At 51.9% G+C, this 16,759-nt stretch carries 14 protein-coding genes; 8 read left to right on the plus strand and 6 right to left on the minus strand.

The features are described 5' to 3' along the window. Positions 1 to 77 precede the first annotated feature (77 nt). On the minus strand, positions 78 to 569 hold the full coding sequence (locus NW212_RS06020; RefSeq protein WP_258337742.1) for a DUF2807 domain-containing protein: 492 nt from the start codon (positions 567 to 569) through the stop codon (positions 78 to 80). Positions 570 to 1,002: 433 nt separating this feature from the next. Between NW212_RS06020 and NW212_RS06025 the strand changes: the two genes are divergently transcribed. The 6 genes from NW212_RS06025 (at position 1,003) to NW212_RS06050 (ending at position 7,568) form a co-directional block, all read left to right on the plus strand. Further along, complete coding sequence (locus NW212_RS06025) at positions 1,003 to 1,386, plus strand: START-like domain-containing protein (RefSeq protein WP_258337743.1); 384 nt, start codon at positions 1,003 to 1,005, stop codon at positions 1,384 to 1,386. Between the two features lie 79 nt (positions 1,387 to 1,465). Beyond that, positions 1,466 to 3,361: an LptF/LptG family permease gene (locus tag NW212_RS06030; RefSeq protein WP_258337744.1), complete on the plus strand. Its 1,896-nt coding sequence runs from the start codon at positions 1,466 to 1,468 to the stop codon at positions 3,359 to 3,361. A 20-nt stretch (positions 3,362 to 3,381) separates the two neighbouring features. After that, positions 3,382 to 4,596 (plus strand): bifunctional 3,4-dihydroxy-2-butanone-4-phosphate synthase/GTP cyclohydrolase II, encoded by a 1,215-nt coding sequence (locus NW212_RS06035; protein WP_258337745.1) that lies wholly within the window; start codon positions 3,382 to 3,384, stop codon positions 4,594 to 4,596. Between the two features lie 27 nt (positions 4,597 to 4,623). Further along, positions 4,624 to 5,325: a Bax inhibitor-1/YccA family protein gene (locus NW212_RS06040; RefSeq protein WP_258337746.1), complete on the plus strand. Its 702-nt coding sequence runs from the start codon at positions 4,624 to 4,626 to the stop codon at positions 5,323 to 5,325. A gap of 86 nt (positions 5,326 to 5,411) precedes the next feature. Next, complete coding sequence (locus tag NW212_RS06045; protein ID WP_258337747.1) at positions 5,412 to 6,605, plus strand: pyridoxal phosphate-dependent aminotransferase; 1,194 nt, start codon at positions 5,412 to 5,414, stop codon at positions 6,603 to 6,605. Between the two features lie 93 nt (positions 6,606 to 6,698). Further along, the gene (locus NW212_RS06050) at positions 6,699 to 7,568 is read left to right on the plus strand and encodes a DMT family transporter (RefSeq protein ID WP_258337748.1); all 870 of its coding nucleotides are present in this window, start codon (positions 6,699 to 6,701) and stop codon (positions 7,566 to 7,568) included. Between the two features lie 55 nt (positions 7,569 to 7,623). Here NW212_RS06050 and NW212_RS06055 read toward each other — a convergent pair whose 3' ends face one another. The 4 genes from NW212_RS06055 to NW212_RS06070 all read right to left on the minus strand — a co-directional run bounded on the left by NW212_RS06055 (position 7,624) and on the right by NW212_RS06070 (position 12,536). After that, positions 7,624 to 7,791, minus strand: a complete 168-nt coding sequence (locus NW212_RS06055; RefSeq protein ID WP_258337749.1) for a 4Fe-4S binding protein — start codon at positions 7,789 to 7,791, stop codon at positions 7,624 to 7,626. A 120-nt stretch (positions 7,792 to 7,911) separates the two neighbouring features. Next, complete coding sequence (locus NW212_RS06060) at positions 7,912 to 10,875, minus strand: glycoside hydrolase family 3 N-terminal domain-containing protein (protein ID WP_258337750.1); 2,964 nt, start codon at positions 10,873 to 10,875, stop codon at positions 7,912 to 7,914. Positions 10,876 to 10,890: 15 nt separating this feature from the next. After that, complete coding sequence (locus NW212_RS06065) at positions 10,891 to 11,736, minus strand: bifunctional UDP-sugar hydrolase/5'-nucleotidase (protein WP_258337751.1); 846 nt, start codon at positions 11,734 to 11,736, stop codon at positions 10,891 to 10,893. Between the two features lie 20 nt (positions 11,737 to 11,756). Next, positions 11,757 to 12,536 carry a 5'-nucleotidase C-terminal domain-containing protein gene (locus tag NW212_RS06070; RefSeq protein ID WP_258337752.1) on the minus strand — a complete coding sequence of 260 codons (780 nt, stop codon included), beginning with the start codon at positions 12,534 to 12,536 and terminating at the stop codon, positions 11,757 to 11,759. Between the two features lie 231 nt (positions 12,537 to 12,767). On the opposite strand from NW212_RS06070, the gene rplS reads away from it, so the two are divergent. Continuing rightward, positions 12,768 to 13,130, plus strand: coding sequence for a 50S ribosomal protein L19 (rplS, locus tag NW212_RS06075; protein WP_258337753.1), 363 nt, complete (start codon positions 12,768 to 12,770; stop codon positions 13,128 to 13,130). A 482-nt stretch (positions 13,131 to 13,612) separates the two neighbouring features. Here the strand turns inward: rplS and NW212_RS06080 are convergent, their stop codons facing one another. Further along, entirely contained in the window at positions 13,613 to 14,854 is a 1,242-nt protein-coding gene (locus NW212_RS06080; protein WP_258337754.1) for a hypothetical protein, read from the minus strand. A 176-nt stretch (positions 14,855 to 15,030) separates the two neighbouring features. On the opposite strand from NW212_RS06080, the gene NW212_RS06085 reads away from it, so the two are divergent. Beyond that, positions 15,031 to 16,704: a family 10 glycosylhydrolase gene (locus tag NW212_RS06085; RefSeq protein WP_375337953.1), complete on the plus strand. Its 1,674-nt coding sequence runs from the start codon at positions 15,031 to 15,033 to the stop codon at positions 16,702 to 16,704. Positions 16,705 to 16,759: the final 55 nt, after the last annotated feature.

Here is a 16,759-nt window from a genome sequence, read left to right on the forward strand (position 1 = left end):
AGGGTGTACGGACAATCATCCAGCCTGAAGCATGCTTTTGCGAAGCTCCGGCTGGATTCAAAGAGCAAGCGCCCTTATCAGAAATGTTTTTCAACTTTCAAATTGGCCGTACTGACCTTGCTATTGCCTTGTTGCGTGCAATCAAACACATCAGTTTCTCCCTCCACACGCAACCGGCTGCCGGCTCCTGCCGATACTTGCAAGTACTTTGTCTTTACGTTCACCCTGCCCTTTGATCCTGAAGCCAGAGAAAGGCTTAACGAATCCACTGCAAACGGCTGGTCTGCAATCAGCTCAGAATATATCATGCTGATGCGGCGAACGTCATTCGTATAGATGTGCACCACATCTTTCGGCATCGGCCCGCTTGCGTCTTTGAGGGTGAACGACAAGGTTCCGTCTTTCATCTCCTGAATCCCCAGATCCGGATTTTCCACCTCTACGCGAAACGTGTCCGACGGAATAAGCACGACCTTGTATCCGGCAAAGTAAAAATTCCTTGCAGGTTCTTCTGCATGGCCCAACAGACAAAAGCCGAGTCCTGCCAATAATAACGCCGTCTTCTTCATCTTGTTATGTATTTCAATTATCATTTACTTTCAAAAAGCAACAAGGCTGCTTTCATGCATTTCTAAATGCAAGCATAGCAATTGTAAAACTAATGCATTTTACCGACAAAATCAAACGAATATACCGCAAAACAAAACATTTAGCATACATTTGCACGCCAAAAGCGGAGCATTCCGCCGGAATGAAAAACGGAAAAGCAGGGCGCATTTTACTCCTTCCGAAAAATAAGCCGTCATCCTGTCCAACGTTTCCCATCATCTTGATTAAAATGAGCCGTTATCTCAACCGACTTTACGGGTCAAAAAACAAGCCGCTTTAACCCGGCCTTTACTCCATCCGCCAGCAACGAGAAAAAAATAAAGCGATTCGCTATGCGGTACGGAAAAAAATACTTTAATTTGCCGCCATTACATAAAACCAAAGAAAAACACCATGAAACGAAAAATACATATCGAGTATCCGCTAAACCCTTCATCGGGAACAATCATATGGAATGCCATCAGCACACCGGCAGGACTTGAACGCTGGTTTGCCGACAAGGTGACGCGCACAGACAAGAAATTCACCTTCCAGTGGGGAAAGACAGAAACAAGAGAGGCAGAGGTGGTGAACTACAGATCGGAATATTTCATCCGCTTCCACTGGCTCGATGAAGAAAAAGCCAAGACGTACTTTGAATTCAAGATACACTACAACGAACTGACCACCGACCACGTGCTCGAAGTGACCGACTTTGCAGACCCCGAAGAGGAAGACGACACGCGCGAGCTATGGGACTCGCAGATCGAAACGCTGCGGAGAGTTTTCGGACTATAAACCTAAAATTTCACAAAACATTGTTTCCGTGTCTGTTTTTTATGCTACTTTTGCACCTTGATAATACACGAAACTTAGGATGCTACGCATAAAGAAACTCGACATATTTGTTCTCAAGAGCTTTCTGCTGCTCTTCGCCGGAACATTCTTCATCTGCCTGTTCATCTTCATGATGCAGTTCCTCTGGAGATACGTTGACGAACTGGTGGGGAAAGGACTGGAAATGAACGTGCTTGCGCAATTCTTTTTTCTGTCGGCGCTGACGCTGATACCTCTGTCGCTTCCGCTGGCCATTCTGCTGGCGGCGCTGATGACATTCGGAAACTTCGGCGAACGATACGAACTGCTTTCCATGAAGGCGGCGGGCATCCCGCTGCTGCGCATCATGCGTCCCGTGGTGCTCTTCTGCCTCTTCCTGGGCGTGCTTTCTTTCTTTTTCCAGAATGTGGTGGGGCCGAAAGCCCAGAAAGAACTGTGGACGCTCCTGGTATCCATGAAACAGAAGTCGCCCGAAGTGGACATTCCTGAAGGGGTTTTCTACAGCGACATCGAAGGCTACAACATTTACGTGAAGCACAAAGACCGCAAAACCGGAATGCTGAAAGACGTGCTCATCTACAACTTTTCCGACGGATTCGAAAACGCGCACATCATCTGGGCGGAAGAGGGAAAGCTGGAACTGACGGCCGACAAGAAGCACCTCTTCCTGCATCTCTACAACGGAGAACAATTTGAAAACCTCCGCTCGCAGTCGGTCATCTCCAGAAACGTGCCGTACAGAAGAGAAACCTTCAAGGAAAAGCATACGCTCATCGCTTTCGACACGAACTTTGAAATGGTGGACGGAAACTTCCTGAACCAGCGCTCGGACATCAAGAACATGAGGGAAATATCGCTGGCCATCGACTCGCTCAGCATGTATGCCGACAGCGTGGGACGTTCGCTCTACAAGGAGGCCATGGACCGCACATACAAAGAGCCTCCGCTGACTGCAAGGGATTCGACCAGGCTGGCCGAACAGAAGATTACGCACATCAACACCGACAGCATATTCAACAGCCTGACCGCAGCGCAGAAATACAAGACACTGAACTCAACCAGAAGCCGCGTGGCGTCGCTCGCCTCCGAATGGTCGCTGAAGAGCTTCACCACGCAGGATGTGGACGGACGGATCAGAGGACACCGCTCTGACTGGCACAAAAAGATAACCCTGTCGCTGGCATGCATCATCTTCTTCTTTATCGGAGCGCCGCTGGGCGCCATCATACGGAAGGGGGGACTGGGAATGCCGGTCGTCATTTCCGTGCTGATATTCGTGCTCTACTACATCATCGACTCAGGAGCCACGCGCGTGGCGAAGAGCGGCGAAATGAACATCGTGCTGGGAACATGGATGAGCACAGTCGTCCTGGCTCCGCTGGGCGGATTCCTCACCTACAAATCAAACAAAGACTCCGTGGTGTTCAATATCGACGTATACGCGGCATTCTTCCGCAAGGTGTTCGGCATCCGGGTGTCGCGGCACATCTTCAAGAAAGAAGTCATCATCCAGACGCCCGACTATGCAGAAGACATCAGCAAACTGGAAAAAGTCAGTGCAGAATGTGCAGACTATGCCGCAACCCACAAGCTGCTCGGACCACCGAACTACTACCGGATTTTCACCAACAACACGCCCGACGATGCCATAGCAGGCATCAGCAGGCAGATCGAGGAGCTGGTGGAAGAACTCTCAAACTCAACGGACACGGTGCTGCTGAACATGATGAACAATTATCCGTTCCTCTCTGTTAAAGCCCACAAGAGCCTGTTCGACAACCGCTGGCTCAACATGCTGTGCGGAGTGGTCGTTCCGGCCGGACTGCTGCTCTGGCTGAACATCTGGCGATACAGGGTGCGCCTCGACAAAGACCTGAAGGTCATCATCAAGACAAACAAGGATATCCAGGAAAGAATCAGACAGAAACTATTATAAAAACATATATCAGTTCAATTATGGAAAAAGTGAAACTCAACACAATTGAAGAGGCAATAGAAGATTTCCGGAAGGGCGAATTCATCATCATCGTTGATGACGAAGACCGCGAAAACGAAGGCGATCTGGTAATTGCCGCCGAAAAGGTAACTCCCGAAAAAATCAACTTCATGCTGAAACATGCCAGAGGGGTGCTGTGCGCTCCGATTACCATATCACGCTGCAAAGAGCTCGACCTGCCTCATCAGGTGACGAACAACACTTCCGTGCTGGGAACTCCGTTCACCATCACCATCGACAAGCTGGACGGATGCACCACTGGGGTTTCGGCAGCCGACCGGGCAGCCACAATCAAGGCTTTGGCTGATCCGGACTCCACCCCGGAAACATTCGGACGACCGGGACACATCAATCCGCTCTATGCGCAAGACAAGGGTGTACTCCGCCGCGCCGGACATACCGAAGCCTGTGTAGACATGGCACGCCTGGCAGGACTGTATCCGGCCGCCGCACTGATGGAAGTGATGAACGAGGACGGAACAATGGCACGCCTGCCGGAACTCAAGCAGATGGCAGACGAATACGGATTCAAGCTGATATCCATAGCCGACCTGATCGCCTACCGGCTGAAGCAGGAGTCGCTGGTAGAAAAGGGAGTGGAAGTGGACATGCCAACCGCCTACGGACATTTCCGCCTGATTCCTTTCAAGCAGAAGAGCAACGGCCTGGAACATGTGGCTCTCATCAAGGGAACATTCGGCCCCGACGAACCGGTGCTGGTGCGCGTGCACTCTTCCTGCGCCACAGGCGACATCTTCGGTTCCATGCGCTGCGACTGCGGAGAACAGCTTCACAAAGCCATGCAGCAGATCGAAAAAGAAGGCAAGGGAGCTGTCATCTACCTGAACCAGGAAGGAAGGGGCATCGGACTGATGGAAAAGATGAAAGCGTACAAGCTGCAGGAAGAAGGAATGGACACGGTGGATGCCAACATTTGCCTCGGACATCAGGCCGACGAGCGTGACTACGGGGTGGGCGCTCAGATTCTCCGCGAAATCGGAATCCACAAAATGCGGCTGCTCACCAACAATCCGGTGAAGCGTGTCGGGCTGGAGGCCTACGGACTGGAGATCATAGAGAACGTTCCGATCGAAGTGACGCCGAATCCTTTCAACGAGCGGTACCTCCATACCAAAAAAGACCGGATGGGACATACGCTCCATTTCAACAAATAAAAAAACATCTAACCAACAACTTTCAATATGGAAACAAACAATTTAGTGAAAAGCATAGCGAACAGGACAGCCCAGACCGCCCTGTTCCGCAGCGTATACGTATGGATGACACTGGCTCTGGCCATCACCGGCTTTGTGGCGCTTTATGTAGCCAAATCCTACACACTGATCAACGCAATGGCACAGAACTCCATGATGTTCTGGATTCTCCTCATCGCAGAAGTGGGACTGGTCATGTTTCTTTCGGCACGCATCCACCGCATCAGCTTCACAACGGCAACCATCCTGTTCATCCTCTATTCTGTGCTGAACGGTGTCACCATGTCGGTTCTGTTCATGGTCTATACCATGAGCTCGATTGCCACGACCTTCTTCGTGACGGCCGGCACGTTCGGAGCTACAGCCCTTTACGGCTATGTCACCAAAAAAGACCTGACCCGCATCGGAAGCCTGTGCATCATGGGAGTTATCGGACTGATCATCGCTTCGCTGGTCAACCTTTTCCTGCAAAACTCCATGATGGATCTTGTCATCTCGTATATCGGCGTGCTGCTCTTCGTCGGACTGACCGCCTACGACTCGCAGAAGATCAAGCAGCTTTTGTCGGGAGATGACGTGGAAGTGAACGAAACCACACAGAAAATAGCGCTGATGGGGTCGCTCACCCTGTATCTGGACTTCATCAACCTGTTCATCTACCTGCTCAGAATACTCGGCGACAGGAAATAACGTCTTTCATAAGCTAATTTCTTTCATATATCCAAGAAATTAGCTTATTTTGCAAAGAAATCCAACTTTAAACATCATAAGGAAAAATGAACCAACTTTCAGATCGTCTGAACAGCCTGTCGCCGTCGGCTACACTGGCTATGTCACAAAAAAGTAGTGAACTGAAAGCTCAGGGCGTTGATGTGATTAACCTGAGCGTAGGAGAACCGGACTTCAACACGCCGGACCATATCAAGGAAGCCGCAAAGAAGGCTATTGATGAAAACTATTCACGCTATTCTCCCGTTGCCGGATATCCGGCTCTGCGGAACGCAATCGTTGAAAAACTGAAAAAGGAAAACGGTCTGGAATATACAGCCGCACAAATCAGTTGCGCCAACGGAGCAAAACAGTCCGTATGCAACACCATCCTCGCACTGGTCAACAAGGGAGATGAAGTGATCGTCCCCGCTCCTTTCTGGGTTAGCTATCCGGAAATGGTAAAACTGGCCGAAGGAACGCCTGTCATTGTGCGCGCCGGTATCGAGCAGGACTTTAAAATAACTCCGGCACAGCTCGAAGCGGCCATCACGCCGAAAACGCGCGCGCTGATTCTCTGCTCTCCGTCGAACCCTACCGGATCGGTATACAGCAAAGAAGAACTGGCAGGACTGGCAGAGGTGCTGGCCAAACACGAACGTGTCATCGTCATCGCTGACGAAATCTACGAGCATATCAACTACATCGGCAAGCACGAAAGCATTGCGCAGTTCCCGGCCATCAAAGACCGGGTGGTCATCGTAAACGGCGTTTCTAAGGCTTATGCCATGACCGGCTGGCGTATCGGATTCATCGCCGCTCCGGAATGGATCGTGAAAGGAGTAAACAAGCTGCAGGGACAGTACACCTCCGGCCCGTGCTCCGTATCTCAGAAAGCCGCTGAAGCTGCCTATACCGGCACACAGGAGCCCGTAGAAGAAATGCGCAAGGCATTCGAACGCCGCCGCGACCTGATTGTCAAGCTGGCAAAAGAAATTCCGGGATTTGAAGTGAACGTGCCGCAGGGAGCTTTCTACCTGTTCCCGAAATGCGACTCCTTCTTCGGAAAGAAAGACGGCGACCGTGTTGTCAGCAATGCGGAAGACCTGGCCATGTATCTGCTCGAAGTGGGCCACGTGGCCTGCGTGGGAGGAACTTCATTCGGAGCTCCCGAGTGCATCCGCATGAGCTATGCCACATCCGACGAGAACATCGTTGAAGCGATGCGCCGCATCAAGGAAACATTGGCACGCTTGAAATAAACATGCCATAACTTTATTTTCACCACAGAAAGCCGGAACGCATGTTTTATGCTTTCTGTGGTGTTTTTTGTGTATACCTTCGTCAAATTTCACATGAAATCTGAAAACTTATTCCACCTCCTTGCCATCGTGACGGTGTGCATCTGGGGTACCACATTCGTATCTTCCAAAATTCTGATCAGTTCAGGACTTCCTCCCGCAGAAATATTCCTCTACCGCTTTCTGATAGCGTACATATGCCTGCTGGCCATTTCGCACAAGAAATTCATGGCCAACAGCCTGCGCGACGAACTGTTTCTGCTTCTGGCTGGTCTTTTCGGAGGATCGCTTTATTTCATCACCGAAAACACGGCGCTGGAAATCACCCAGGCCTCAAACGTGTCGCTGCTGGTGTGCACGACACCCGTATTCACCCAGCTGCTTTCCCGGCTGTTCTACAAGGAGAAATTCAGAAGATTCTTTCTGCCCGGCACGGTCATCGCTCTGACCGGTGTGGCACTTATCGTATGCAACGGAAACGAAACGTTCGAATTCAACCTGTCCGGCGACCTGCTGACACTTGCCGCCGCCGTTTCGTGGGCCTTATACTGCATGGTGCTCCGGCGATTGGGAAGCGCTTATCCCACACTCTTCATCACCCGGAAAGTGTTTTTCTATGGCATCCTGTCGCTGCCGGTTTATTTCGCCTTCCGTCCGGAAGAGCTTCATATCGGGCTTCTTTTGCGGCCGGAAGTCTATTCCAACCTGCTTTTTCTGGGACTGATAGCCTCGATGCTCTGCTACATCTCATGGAATGCCACCGTGCGCATGATCGGTGCGTCAAAAGCGTCAAACTATCTCTACATCAATCCGCTTGCCACCATCATCACCGCCCATCTCATTTTGGGAGAAAAGATCACGCTGACATCGCTGCTCGGAGCGGCCTGTATTGTCGGAGGAGTTTATCTGGCTGAAAGAAAATAAAAAGGAGCATCCCAAAGAGATGCTCCTGCATAAGTTTTGTCATACGACGATCCGATTATTCCTGGTGAATAGCTTCAGAAGGACAAACAGATGCGCAAGTACCGCAATCAGTACAAGCATCCGGATTGATTGAATATTTGTCACCTTCAGAGATTGCGCCAACCGGGCATTCATCGATACAAGTACCGCAAGCGATACAATCGTCACTAATTACGTAAGCCATTGTAGTAAAAAGTTTAATTATTATTAGTCCTAAAATGATGCTACAAAGGTAACGTTTTTATCATAAGTTATAACACCGACATTGCAAAATCTGCGCAATTTGTACCCTGTCTAAATAGATTCATTTCATTAAAGACTGATACATTGCCTGTTGCATGCGCGGACGTATATTCAGTTCCGCAAGCTTCGTGCGGTCAGAAGCGCGCGGATAAGTGCGGTTGCTCAAAAACACAAACACAAGCCCGTTGTCCGGATCCACCCAGGCCGCCGTACCGGTGAAACCCGTATGGCCGAACACCGAAGCCGGCGCTTCAGCCGCACACGGTCCGTCCTCAGGATGCTCCGTATCGGGCTTGTCAAATCCCAGTCCGCGGCGGCTATGTTTCGCCTTCAGGGTTGTGAACAGCTCGCAAGTAGCGCGCGACAGGTAGCGGCGGTCACCGCACACTCCCTTATCTAGCAGCATCTGGCAGATGCGCGCCACGTCGTGCGCTGAAGAAAACAGTCCCGCATTTCCCGATACGCCTCCCATAAACGCAGCCGCTTCATCCTGCACAAAGCCCTGCAAGGGTCCTCTCCGGATAAAATCCTCCTCCACTGTAGGCACAATCCGGTCTTTGCCGAAACGTGCAAGCGGATTGAAAGCCGTATGGATCAGCCCCATCGGCTTATAGAACACGCTGTCGAGATAAACATCCATCGGCTTTCCGGCCAAGGTTTCCACAAGTTCCTTGAGCAGCATGAAATTCAGGCAACTGTATCGGTAGGAACTGCCTTTCACCCGGGCATCAACAATCTGCCTGATGATCTCTCCGCGGAACGATTCCTTGATAAAAATGCTGTCGGACACCTGAAGCGGATACGCTTCCGAAGGTACGGACGACACCCACTCGGGCTTATACGAAAAGCTTGTACAGGCATATAAGTTCTCCCCCACCCGGAACGGATGGTTCGAATCACGCTTCTTCCTGAACAGCCCGCCCTTGCACGACTTCAAGTCGATCGCTTCCTGATAAAAAGGCAGATAGGCAGGAAGGCCCGACTGGTGGAAAAGCAGGTCCTGAACTGTGATACGCGACTTGTCGGTCTGCTTCAGGTAAGGGAGATAATCAGACACACGGTCAGTAAGTCCGATCCGTCCTTCGTCATACAGTTTCATAACAGCCAGCAGGGTAGCTGTCACCTTGGTCAGCGAAGCCAGGTCATAGATGTCGCTTTCCAACGTTTTCCGGTTTCCTTCATACGTATGCTTTCCAAAACACTTGTCATAAACCGGCATGCCATCTTTCAGGATAAGCACATGGCATCCGGGAAAGGCTCCTTCACGAATGCCTTCTTCCGCGATGTCATCGATGCGCGCCAGTACGGAGGAGTCCATGCCCAGCTCTTCGGGAGAACAGGTACGCGGATGTTCCGGATCAACGGTCACACCCGTCCCCTCCGCAAAGACATCGCCCAAAGGCACAGACAGGCGCCCGTCGGCATACGCCTTGCCCAAAAGCAAGTCGGCCACATACTGCTGCACCGCTTCTTGCCCGTCGTGCGCAAGAATCACGGCCGATGCCTTCCGCAACAGATCCGGAGTCTTCTCCAGTCCCTTCATATCGGCAAACGAAACCAGCACAAGCGGCTTGTCTTCAGCCAAAGAAGTCAGCAGCGAATCATACGGAAGCAGGTCGTCCGAATGAACGGCCACAATCACACGCTGCACCGGACGCAGCCTGCGTCTGATTTCCGGAATGGAATCCGCATCTGCATGTATCCAGTTTAAGGGAAACGCAGCATTCAAACGCTTATAAAAAGGATAAGCCTCGGAAAGCGCAGGCGACACACTCAGCAAGACAGTGCCTGAAACGGCCAGATCCAGAGGAACCAGTCCGTCTGAATCGCGGGCAACGGTCACTGCTGCACAAGCCAGCTTCTGCTGCAAATTTCCGACAGAAGCGTCCTGCAATTCCTTTTCTATATTTTCCAGCGAAACCGGCTTGCAGTCCGCCAGTCCGAGCGCGTACTTGAAGGCAAGCACCTTCCGGCATTTCGCTTCAATCAGTTCCTCCGAAAGTTCGCCGTGCCTGATGGCCTGCATCACGCCTTTCAGCTCCCTCTTCAGATTGCGGGGAGCAAGAAGCATGTCATTTCCTGCCGCCAGCGCCTGCGCGCAGACATTTTCATTGCCGGAAATTCCCTTCATCTCCAGCGCATCCGTAAACGCAAGTCCCTCGAAATGCAGTTCATCTCTCAGCACGCGCAGAATGTCCGAAGAAATCGACGCGGGCTTTTTCCCCAATGCCGGCACATGCAGGTGACCGCTCATCACTCCGCCTATGCCAGCCTCTACCGCCTTTCTGAACGGATACAGCTCCACGCTGTCCAGACGCAGGCGGTCGAACGCCAGTTCGGGCAGCGCCTGGTGCGAGTCAACGTCCGTATCGCCGTGACCGGGGAAATGCTTGCACACGGCCAGCACTCCTCCGTCTTCCAGTCCGCGGGCATAAGCAACCACCTTTTCAGCCACACGTTTCGGACTGCTCCCGAACGAACGCCAGCCGATAACCGGATTATCCGGGTTGCTGTCTACATCAGCCACCGGAGCAAAATTCACATGCACCCCTATGGAACGGCACTGCCGGGCCACTTCACGCCCGTATTCATACAGCAGGGAATCGCTTGCTATGCACCCCAGCACCCGGTTGTAAGGAAATCCGGGAGCATCTTTCAGGCGCATCGCCAGCCCCCACTCCCCGTCGAATGCGATGAGCAGAGGAACCTCCGACACCTGCTGGAGATAGTTGGTCAGACTGGCCTGCTTCTCCGCCTCGCCTCCGGAAAAAAGAAATCCGCCCACACCGTACTCGCCAATGATTTTCCGCAGACGGTTCTTGTTATACTGGGTATATTCGGGCGGAGCAGTATAAATGAAAAGCTGCCCTATCTTCTGCTTCAATGTCATTTTCTCCATCTGTGCGTCAACCCACCGTCTGCACGCCGCCGTATCGCCAACCGCCTCCAGCACCGAAGGCTGCCGCGCGTGCAATGAAAACGTTGCCAGCAGGCCGAGCACCAAACACAATAACTGCCTTTTCATGATTGTTCCTTTAAATTATTCTTCCTGCATTCTGACAACCATCCGGCCAACAAAAGCCGCATGTTTGCCCATCTGCTGGACAGGGATTTCCTTCCCGTCCAAGTTTTTGTAATACCGGGGACCTTCAAAATAAGAATGCGAATGTCCTCCCAGCACGATATCGATGTTGCGGGTATTTTCAATCAGTTCCACATCCGAATAAGGCTCTCCGTTCCATCCCAGATGCGACAGGCAGACCACCAGGTCACACCCTTCTTCATTGCGCAGCAAGTCGGCAATGCGCTGCCCTTCTGAAACCGGATCTTCAAACTTCACATTTCCGTAATTGGCATGAGCCACCAGCCCGTCGAGCGGAGCGCCCAGTCCGAACACGCCGATCCGTATGCCGCCGCGCTCAATCACCGTATACTCCTTCACCAGTCCTTCAAGCACGGTTCCCTCAACCGCATAGTTGGCACACACAATGGGGAACTTTGCCATCCGGAACAGCCTTGCCATATTGTCCAGCCCGAAATCAAATTCATGGTTTCCGATAGTTCCGGCATCATACTTCATTTCGTTCATCATCTTCACCTCTACCTCACCCTTGAAAAGGTTGTAGTAAGGGCTTCCCTGCGAAAAGTCGCCCGAATCAAAAAGCAGCAGATCCTTGTGCTTCTTTCTTTCATCACGTATAAATGCAGCGCGGCGAATGACACCGGCCTTTCCGGCCAACGCCGTATCGGGATAGTAAGCCGCAAAAGGTTCGATGCGGCTGTGCATATCATTGGTATGATAAATAAGCAGTTCTTTGACGTTCTGTGCCGCCAGCAGACCTGCGGCAAAGCACATCAGCAACACACCTGTAATTCTTCGGTTCATATCAGCACACTGTTTTTAAGTTACTTGTTTTCAGATTTCGCCACCGTTATCCTTCCGCCGGCCGGCGCATCGACAAAGCGGCCCTTCCGCTCACACTCCTTCACATAGTCGAGAAAGACGGTACGCAGAAGCAGCGGCTCGGGAGGAAATGTTTTCGATTTCGCTTCGCGGAAAGCCGCCATCCTGTCGTTCCCTTCCGCAAGATAGTCGATGGTAGCCACCGTATAGTCTTTTCCCTCATCAACCGGACGCCCTCCTACCTCCGCAGAAAGGAGCTTTCCGTCGGGAGAGATAACCAGTCTTGCTCCGCTGAGTCCTTCGCCTCCCCTTCCAGCAATCTGCCGGAACAGCTCCATCAGCGTCTTTCCGTCCAAAGTCAGCACACACACGGCATTTTCAAAAGGAGTTATTTCATACACCATGCCGTAAGTGACCTCTCCTTCAGGAAGCGAATTGCGTATTCCGCCCATATTCATCACGCCTACGTCCGCCGGCTTTCCGGAAATGCCCGCCGCTCCCCGGCGTATGATGTCGGCCAGCAGATTGGAAAGCGGCGATTCCGGACGGTATGCCTCCAACGCTCTCGCCGAATGTCCGACAACAGGCGACATGATGCTGTCTACCACCCGGCGGTAAGGCTGCAGGATGGCTTCCGCATCCCGGTCGGGATTCTTGTCGTACTCGGCGGTCATGGCCACCCTTCCTCCTTCAATATCTTTCACCAAATAGCCGGAAGCGCAGCCGCCAAGCAGCAGCGTCCCTCCCAGCAGAACAATCTTTATGCTATTTTTCACAATCATATCAGTTTATGAAACTATTTTTCACGTCAAATGTAGCCAAAAAAACACACGGGACAAAGCATTTTCACCTCTTCCCGCAAAAAACATTCCACCGGACTCAAAATATGAGCGAAAGTTTTGGCTGTATCGCAAAAAATCGCTTACTTTGCACCGCTTTCGCGCAATCGCTGTCATGAAGAGTTACTTGATATGTTGCGTTGTAACGATCTAACAATTTATTAAAAAGAAAAAATGGATTTAATTAAAATTGCAGAAGAAGCATTTGCTACTGGCAAACAGCATCCTTCATTCAAAGCAGGTGACACGGTTACAGTAGCATACCGTATCGTTGAAGGTAACAAGGAACGTATACAGATGTATCGCGGCGTTGTTATCAAAATCTGCGGACATGGCGAAAAGAAACGCTTTACAGTTCGCAAAATGTCGGGAACAATCGGCGTTGAACGTATTTTCCCGCTGGAATCTCCGGCTATCGACAGCATTACAGTAAACAAGATCGGTAAAGTTCGCCGCGCTAAACTGTACTACCTGCGCAAACTTACCGGAAAGAAAGCCAGAATCAAGGAAAAACGTCCGGTTGCTGCGGCTGAATAAATCTCCCGGCAAACCGACTTTCCACATACAGGTCCCCGATTCCGCAAGGAGCCGGGGACTTGTATTTTTATAGCGCTTGCATCAAGCCACAGACCATCCTGATTTCCCTATAAACGACATGCCCCCTTTAACATATCCCGCAAATCAAGTTCGCCAACAAATCAAAAAATAAAGGGTAAGGGTTTCTTTCTTTATTTTTATTTATATATAAGGTGTAATTTGACCTTCGTGGTCCCGTTCGTGGTTCCCTTATCTTCACAAATATTTGATTCACAAAAAGTTAAGTGTGACTTTCGTGGTTCCCTACCCATTTTTAAGTTAAATAAACCACGTATTTAATTAAATAACATCACAAGCGATGTGTAACAAAATGAGCCGTCAGCCCAAGTGACCTGACGGCTCATTTCAATCAGAATGACGGGAAAGATAAAAAAAATGTCCCGTCATCTTTTTTCACCCGTGCAGAGAAGCGCCGGACAGGCTCAGAACTGGAACAGCGCCGTAAACACGACACGGTTGTTCTTCACCAGATGCGTGTCGACAACCCGCCCCTTGGCATTGTTGTCGCCATACCAGGCTCCCGTCCACGTATATTCTACGCCGAACTTCCAGTTCGGACGGTTATAAGTCAGTTCTGCCCCCAACGTATTCAGCTGGTCAAGATCGGTCCCGGTGCCGATAAGGTTCGCCACCTTATCCGACGCCCCGAGGTTCTTCAGATAACCGGCAAACACGCCGCCGCGGAATGTCTTTCCGTACATCACGTTCACCCACGTATGCGACACGCGCAACGGAGCATACTCCTGCTCGCCCGTCTGCGGGTCGACGGATTTCACGCCATATCCGCCCACGGTGCTGGTTTGTGTCAGATTGGTGCTCAGCACGCTCTTGGCAGCAATCATCAGCCGGTCGCGCGTATACTTCAGATGAGCTTCGCCCGACACGCCCGTCACACGCTCGCTCACTTTATAGACACCGCCCGACGTTTCCGACTGGACACGGGGAGTGACGGACGACACATGCACGCCTGCCCCGAGCAGCAAGTTCGGATTCTTGTAGTCCATGCCCGCATAAAACTCCGGCACGCAACTGTTCTTGATATAATTCTGGCTCTTTGCCGTAGAAGTTTCTCCCGCCTTGTTTGATGCTGGTCCGACCGACAGATACTGCATCTGCCATACCGCGGCCGCGGTAAACACGAAGTGCTTCGATGTATAGCGGTAGCGCACCTGCGGAGCGCGGCTGAAAGGCTGGTAGGGCGCGCCCATGTTCAGGTTCAGTATCTCCGGAGCCACGTCGCCGTAAAGCGGATGCCAGTACTGTCCCACGCGGAGGGCCGACTTGCCCCAGTCGAAATTGAAGTAGGCATGGCGGATACGGACAAGCGAATAAGTAGTTCCGGAACCGCGGAAATCCACTTCCAGCTTGGCGGAAGTCTTCGCCTTGCCCAGCATCGGGCCGGCCACGTCTACCCCGAGGCGCGAATACAGCGTATAGAAATTACCGTCGGGCTTGGCGTTCAGGTCCTCCCCGCGCGCATCGGGAGCCACATCCTTCGGATACATATAGAACAGTCCGTCTACGGTTTCCGAATTGGAACGGCTGTTATAAAACAGGTCAGTGCGTACCTGGCCGTAAAACTTATAACTGAAATTCTTTTTCTGGGCCTGCGCCCCGAACGCAACGGCGGCAAAAGCTACCCATAAGACAAGTTTCTTTTTCATTTTTAAAGTTCCTCAACTAAACGGAAGCAAAAGTATGAATTATCTGAAAAATCACAAAATGAATCAGAAACAATAAAAATACAGAATACTTTGTATCTTTGCTGATCCAACGCATAAACGATACGGACATGAAAAGAAAAAACAGCAACAACAGACGGAATGCCGGAATCCCGGCATTGGGAAGAAGCCTGCTCACCCTGCTGGCGGCACTCGTGTGCCTGCATGCGGCAGCCTTCGCCCCTCAGCCCAAACACGAAATCAGAGCCGTATGGCTGGCCACCCTGGGAGGGATGGACTGGCCGCGCCAGAAGGCCGTGTCCGCATCCGCAACCGCTGCGCAGAAAGCGGAACTTTCTGCCCGGCTGGACGCGCTGAAGGAAGCGAACTTCAACACCGTGCTCTTCCAGACGCGGCTGAGAGGGGACGTGGTTTATCCCTCGCAGATAGAGCCTTTTGCCGAATGCCTGACCGGACATACGGAACAGAATCCGGGATACGACCCGCTCCGGTTTGCCGTTGAAGAATGCCACAAAAGAGGGCTGGAACTTCACGCCTGGATTGTCTGCATCCCGATAGGAAACAAACGCCAGGTAAGCCTGCACAAGAACAGCGTGGTGAAAAAGCAGCCCGGACTCTGCAAGTTCTTCAACGGAAGCTGGTATCTCGACCCCGGAAATCCGGGAACAGCCGACTATCTGACACGGATAGCCAAAGAAATCGTGACCAGATACGATGTGGACGGCATCCATCTGGACTACATCCGCTATCCGGAACAGGGCGAAAAGTTTCCGGACAAAGACACTTACCGCAAATACGGACGCGGAAAGGAACTCAGGCAATGGAGGCGCGACAACATCACACGCATCGTGCGGAGCATATACACCGAGGTCAAGAAGCTGAAGCCTTGGGTAAAGGTAAGCAGCTCGCCCATAGGAAAATACGACGACACAAGCCGGTATTCGTCGCACGGATGGAACGCATACAGCACGGTATATCAGGATGCGCAAGGCTGGCTGGAAGAAGGCATCCACGACGCGCTGTTCCCCATGATGTACTTCCGGAAGAACCAGTTCTACCCGTTCGCGCTCGACTGGAAGGAGAACAGGCACGGGCGGTGGATCGTGCCCGGACTGGGCATCTACTTCCTCCATCCGGGAGAACAGGACTGGAGCATCGGCGAAATCACGCGCCAGATTTTCTTCACGCGGGGAATCGGACTGGACGGACAGGCTTACTTCCGCAACAAATACCTGCTCGACAACACGAAGGGCCTGCTCGACCTGCTGAAACAGCACTTCTATGCCTGCCCGGCCGTAGTGCCTCCGATGACGTGGGCAGACTCAGTCGCCCCAAGCAGTCCCGCAGGAACGCAAATCGCCCTCAGCGGAAAGAGCATCCGCATGCAATGGAACCCTTCGTCCGACAACACGCAAGCCGGCATCTATTACCGGATCTACGCATCGAACTCCTGCCCGGTAGATACGGACAACCCGGAAAACCTGATATCCGCACGCACGGACAGTTGCCGGTTCGCCTATACCCCTTCTCTCCCCTGGCAGCAAAAGATCTACTGGGCGGTGACGGCCGTCGACCGCTTCGGGAACGAAAGCGCGCCGTCTGCCTTCAACCGGAAGGACGAAAACACGCCGGAAATATTCGGCGAAAACATTCCGGACGTGCCCGAAGGATATACGCTGATCGTGAGCGATGCAACCGGCATCGAGCTTTTCCGGACCACAGATCCGGCAAAAGACATTCCGGCCAGACTGAAGCCCGGGCTCTTCCGCTTCAGCCTGCTTGCTCCTGACGGCACGGTCACGCTTGTCGGCGTATACGCCAGACAACAATAAGCAAGTGTGCAAAATTTTGTATAAACTGATTCCCGACATCTACTTATATCCGATA

This window comes from Bacteroides sp. ET225 (genome assembly GCF_024733745.1).
In the GTDB taxonomy this organism is placed as follows: domain Bacteria; phylum Bacteroidota; class Bacteroidia; order Bacteroidales; family Bacteroidaceae; genus Phocaeicola; species Phocaeicola excrementipullorum.

Coding starts and splice junctions, on each gene's coding strand:
- NW212_RS06040 (WP_258337746.1), top strand. CDS start 4,624: ATGGAAACAAACAATTTAGTGAAAAGCATAGCGAACAGGACAGCCCAG.
- NW212_RS06020 (WP_258337742.1), bottom strand. CDS start 569: ATGAAGAAGACGGCGTTATTATTGGCAGGACTCGGCTTTTGTCTGTTG.
- NW212_RS06070 (WP_258337752.1), bottom strand. CDS start 12,536: ATGATTGTGAAAAATAGCATAAAGATTGTTCTGCTGGGAGGGACGCTG.
- NW212_RS06030 (WP_258337744.1), top strand. CDS start 1,466: ATGCTACGCATAAAGAAACTCGACATATTTGTTCTCAAGAGCTTTCTG.
- NW212_RS06060 (WP_258337750.1), bottom strand. CDS start 10,875: ATGAAAAGGCAGTTATTGTGTTTGGTGCTCGGCCTGCTGGCAACGTTT.
- NW212_RS06055 (WP_258337749.1), bottom strand. CDS start 7,791: ATGGCTTACGTAATTAGTGACGATTGTATCGCTTGCGGTACTTGTATC.
- rplS (WP_258337753.1), top strand. CDS start 12,768: ATGGATTTAATTAAAATTGCAGAAGAAGCATTTGCTACTGGCAAACAG.
- NW212_RS06035 (WP_258337745.1), top strand. CDS start 3,382: ATGGAAAAAGTGAAACTCAACACAATTGAAGAGGCAATAGAAGATTTC.
- NW212_RS06045 (WP_258337747.1), top strand. CDS start 5,412: ATGAACCAACTTTCAGATCGTCTGAACAGCCTGTCGCCGTCGGCTACA.
- NW212_RS06065 (WP_258337751.1), bottom strand. CDS start 11,736: ATGAACCGAAGAATTACAGGTGTGTTGCTGATGTGCTTTGCCGCAGGT.
- NW212_RS06050 (WP_258337748.1), top strand. CDS start 6,699: ATGAAATCTGAAAACTTATTCCACCTCCTTGCCATCGTGACGGTGTGC.
- NW212_RS06025 (WP_258337743.1), top strand. CDS start 1,003: ATGAAACGAAAAATACATATCGAGTATCCGCTAAACCCTTCATCGGGA.
- NW212_RS06080 (WP_258337754.1), bottom strand. CDS start 14,854: ATGAAAAAGAAACTTGTCTTATGGGTAGCTTTTGCCGCCGTTGCGTTC.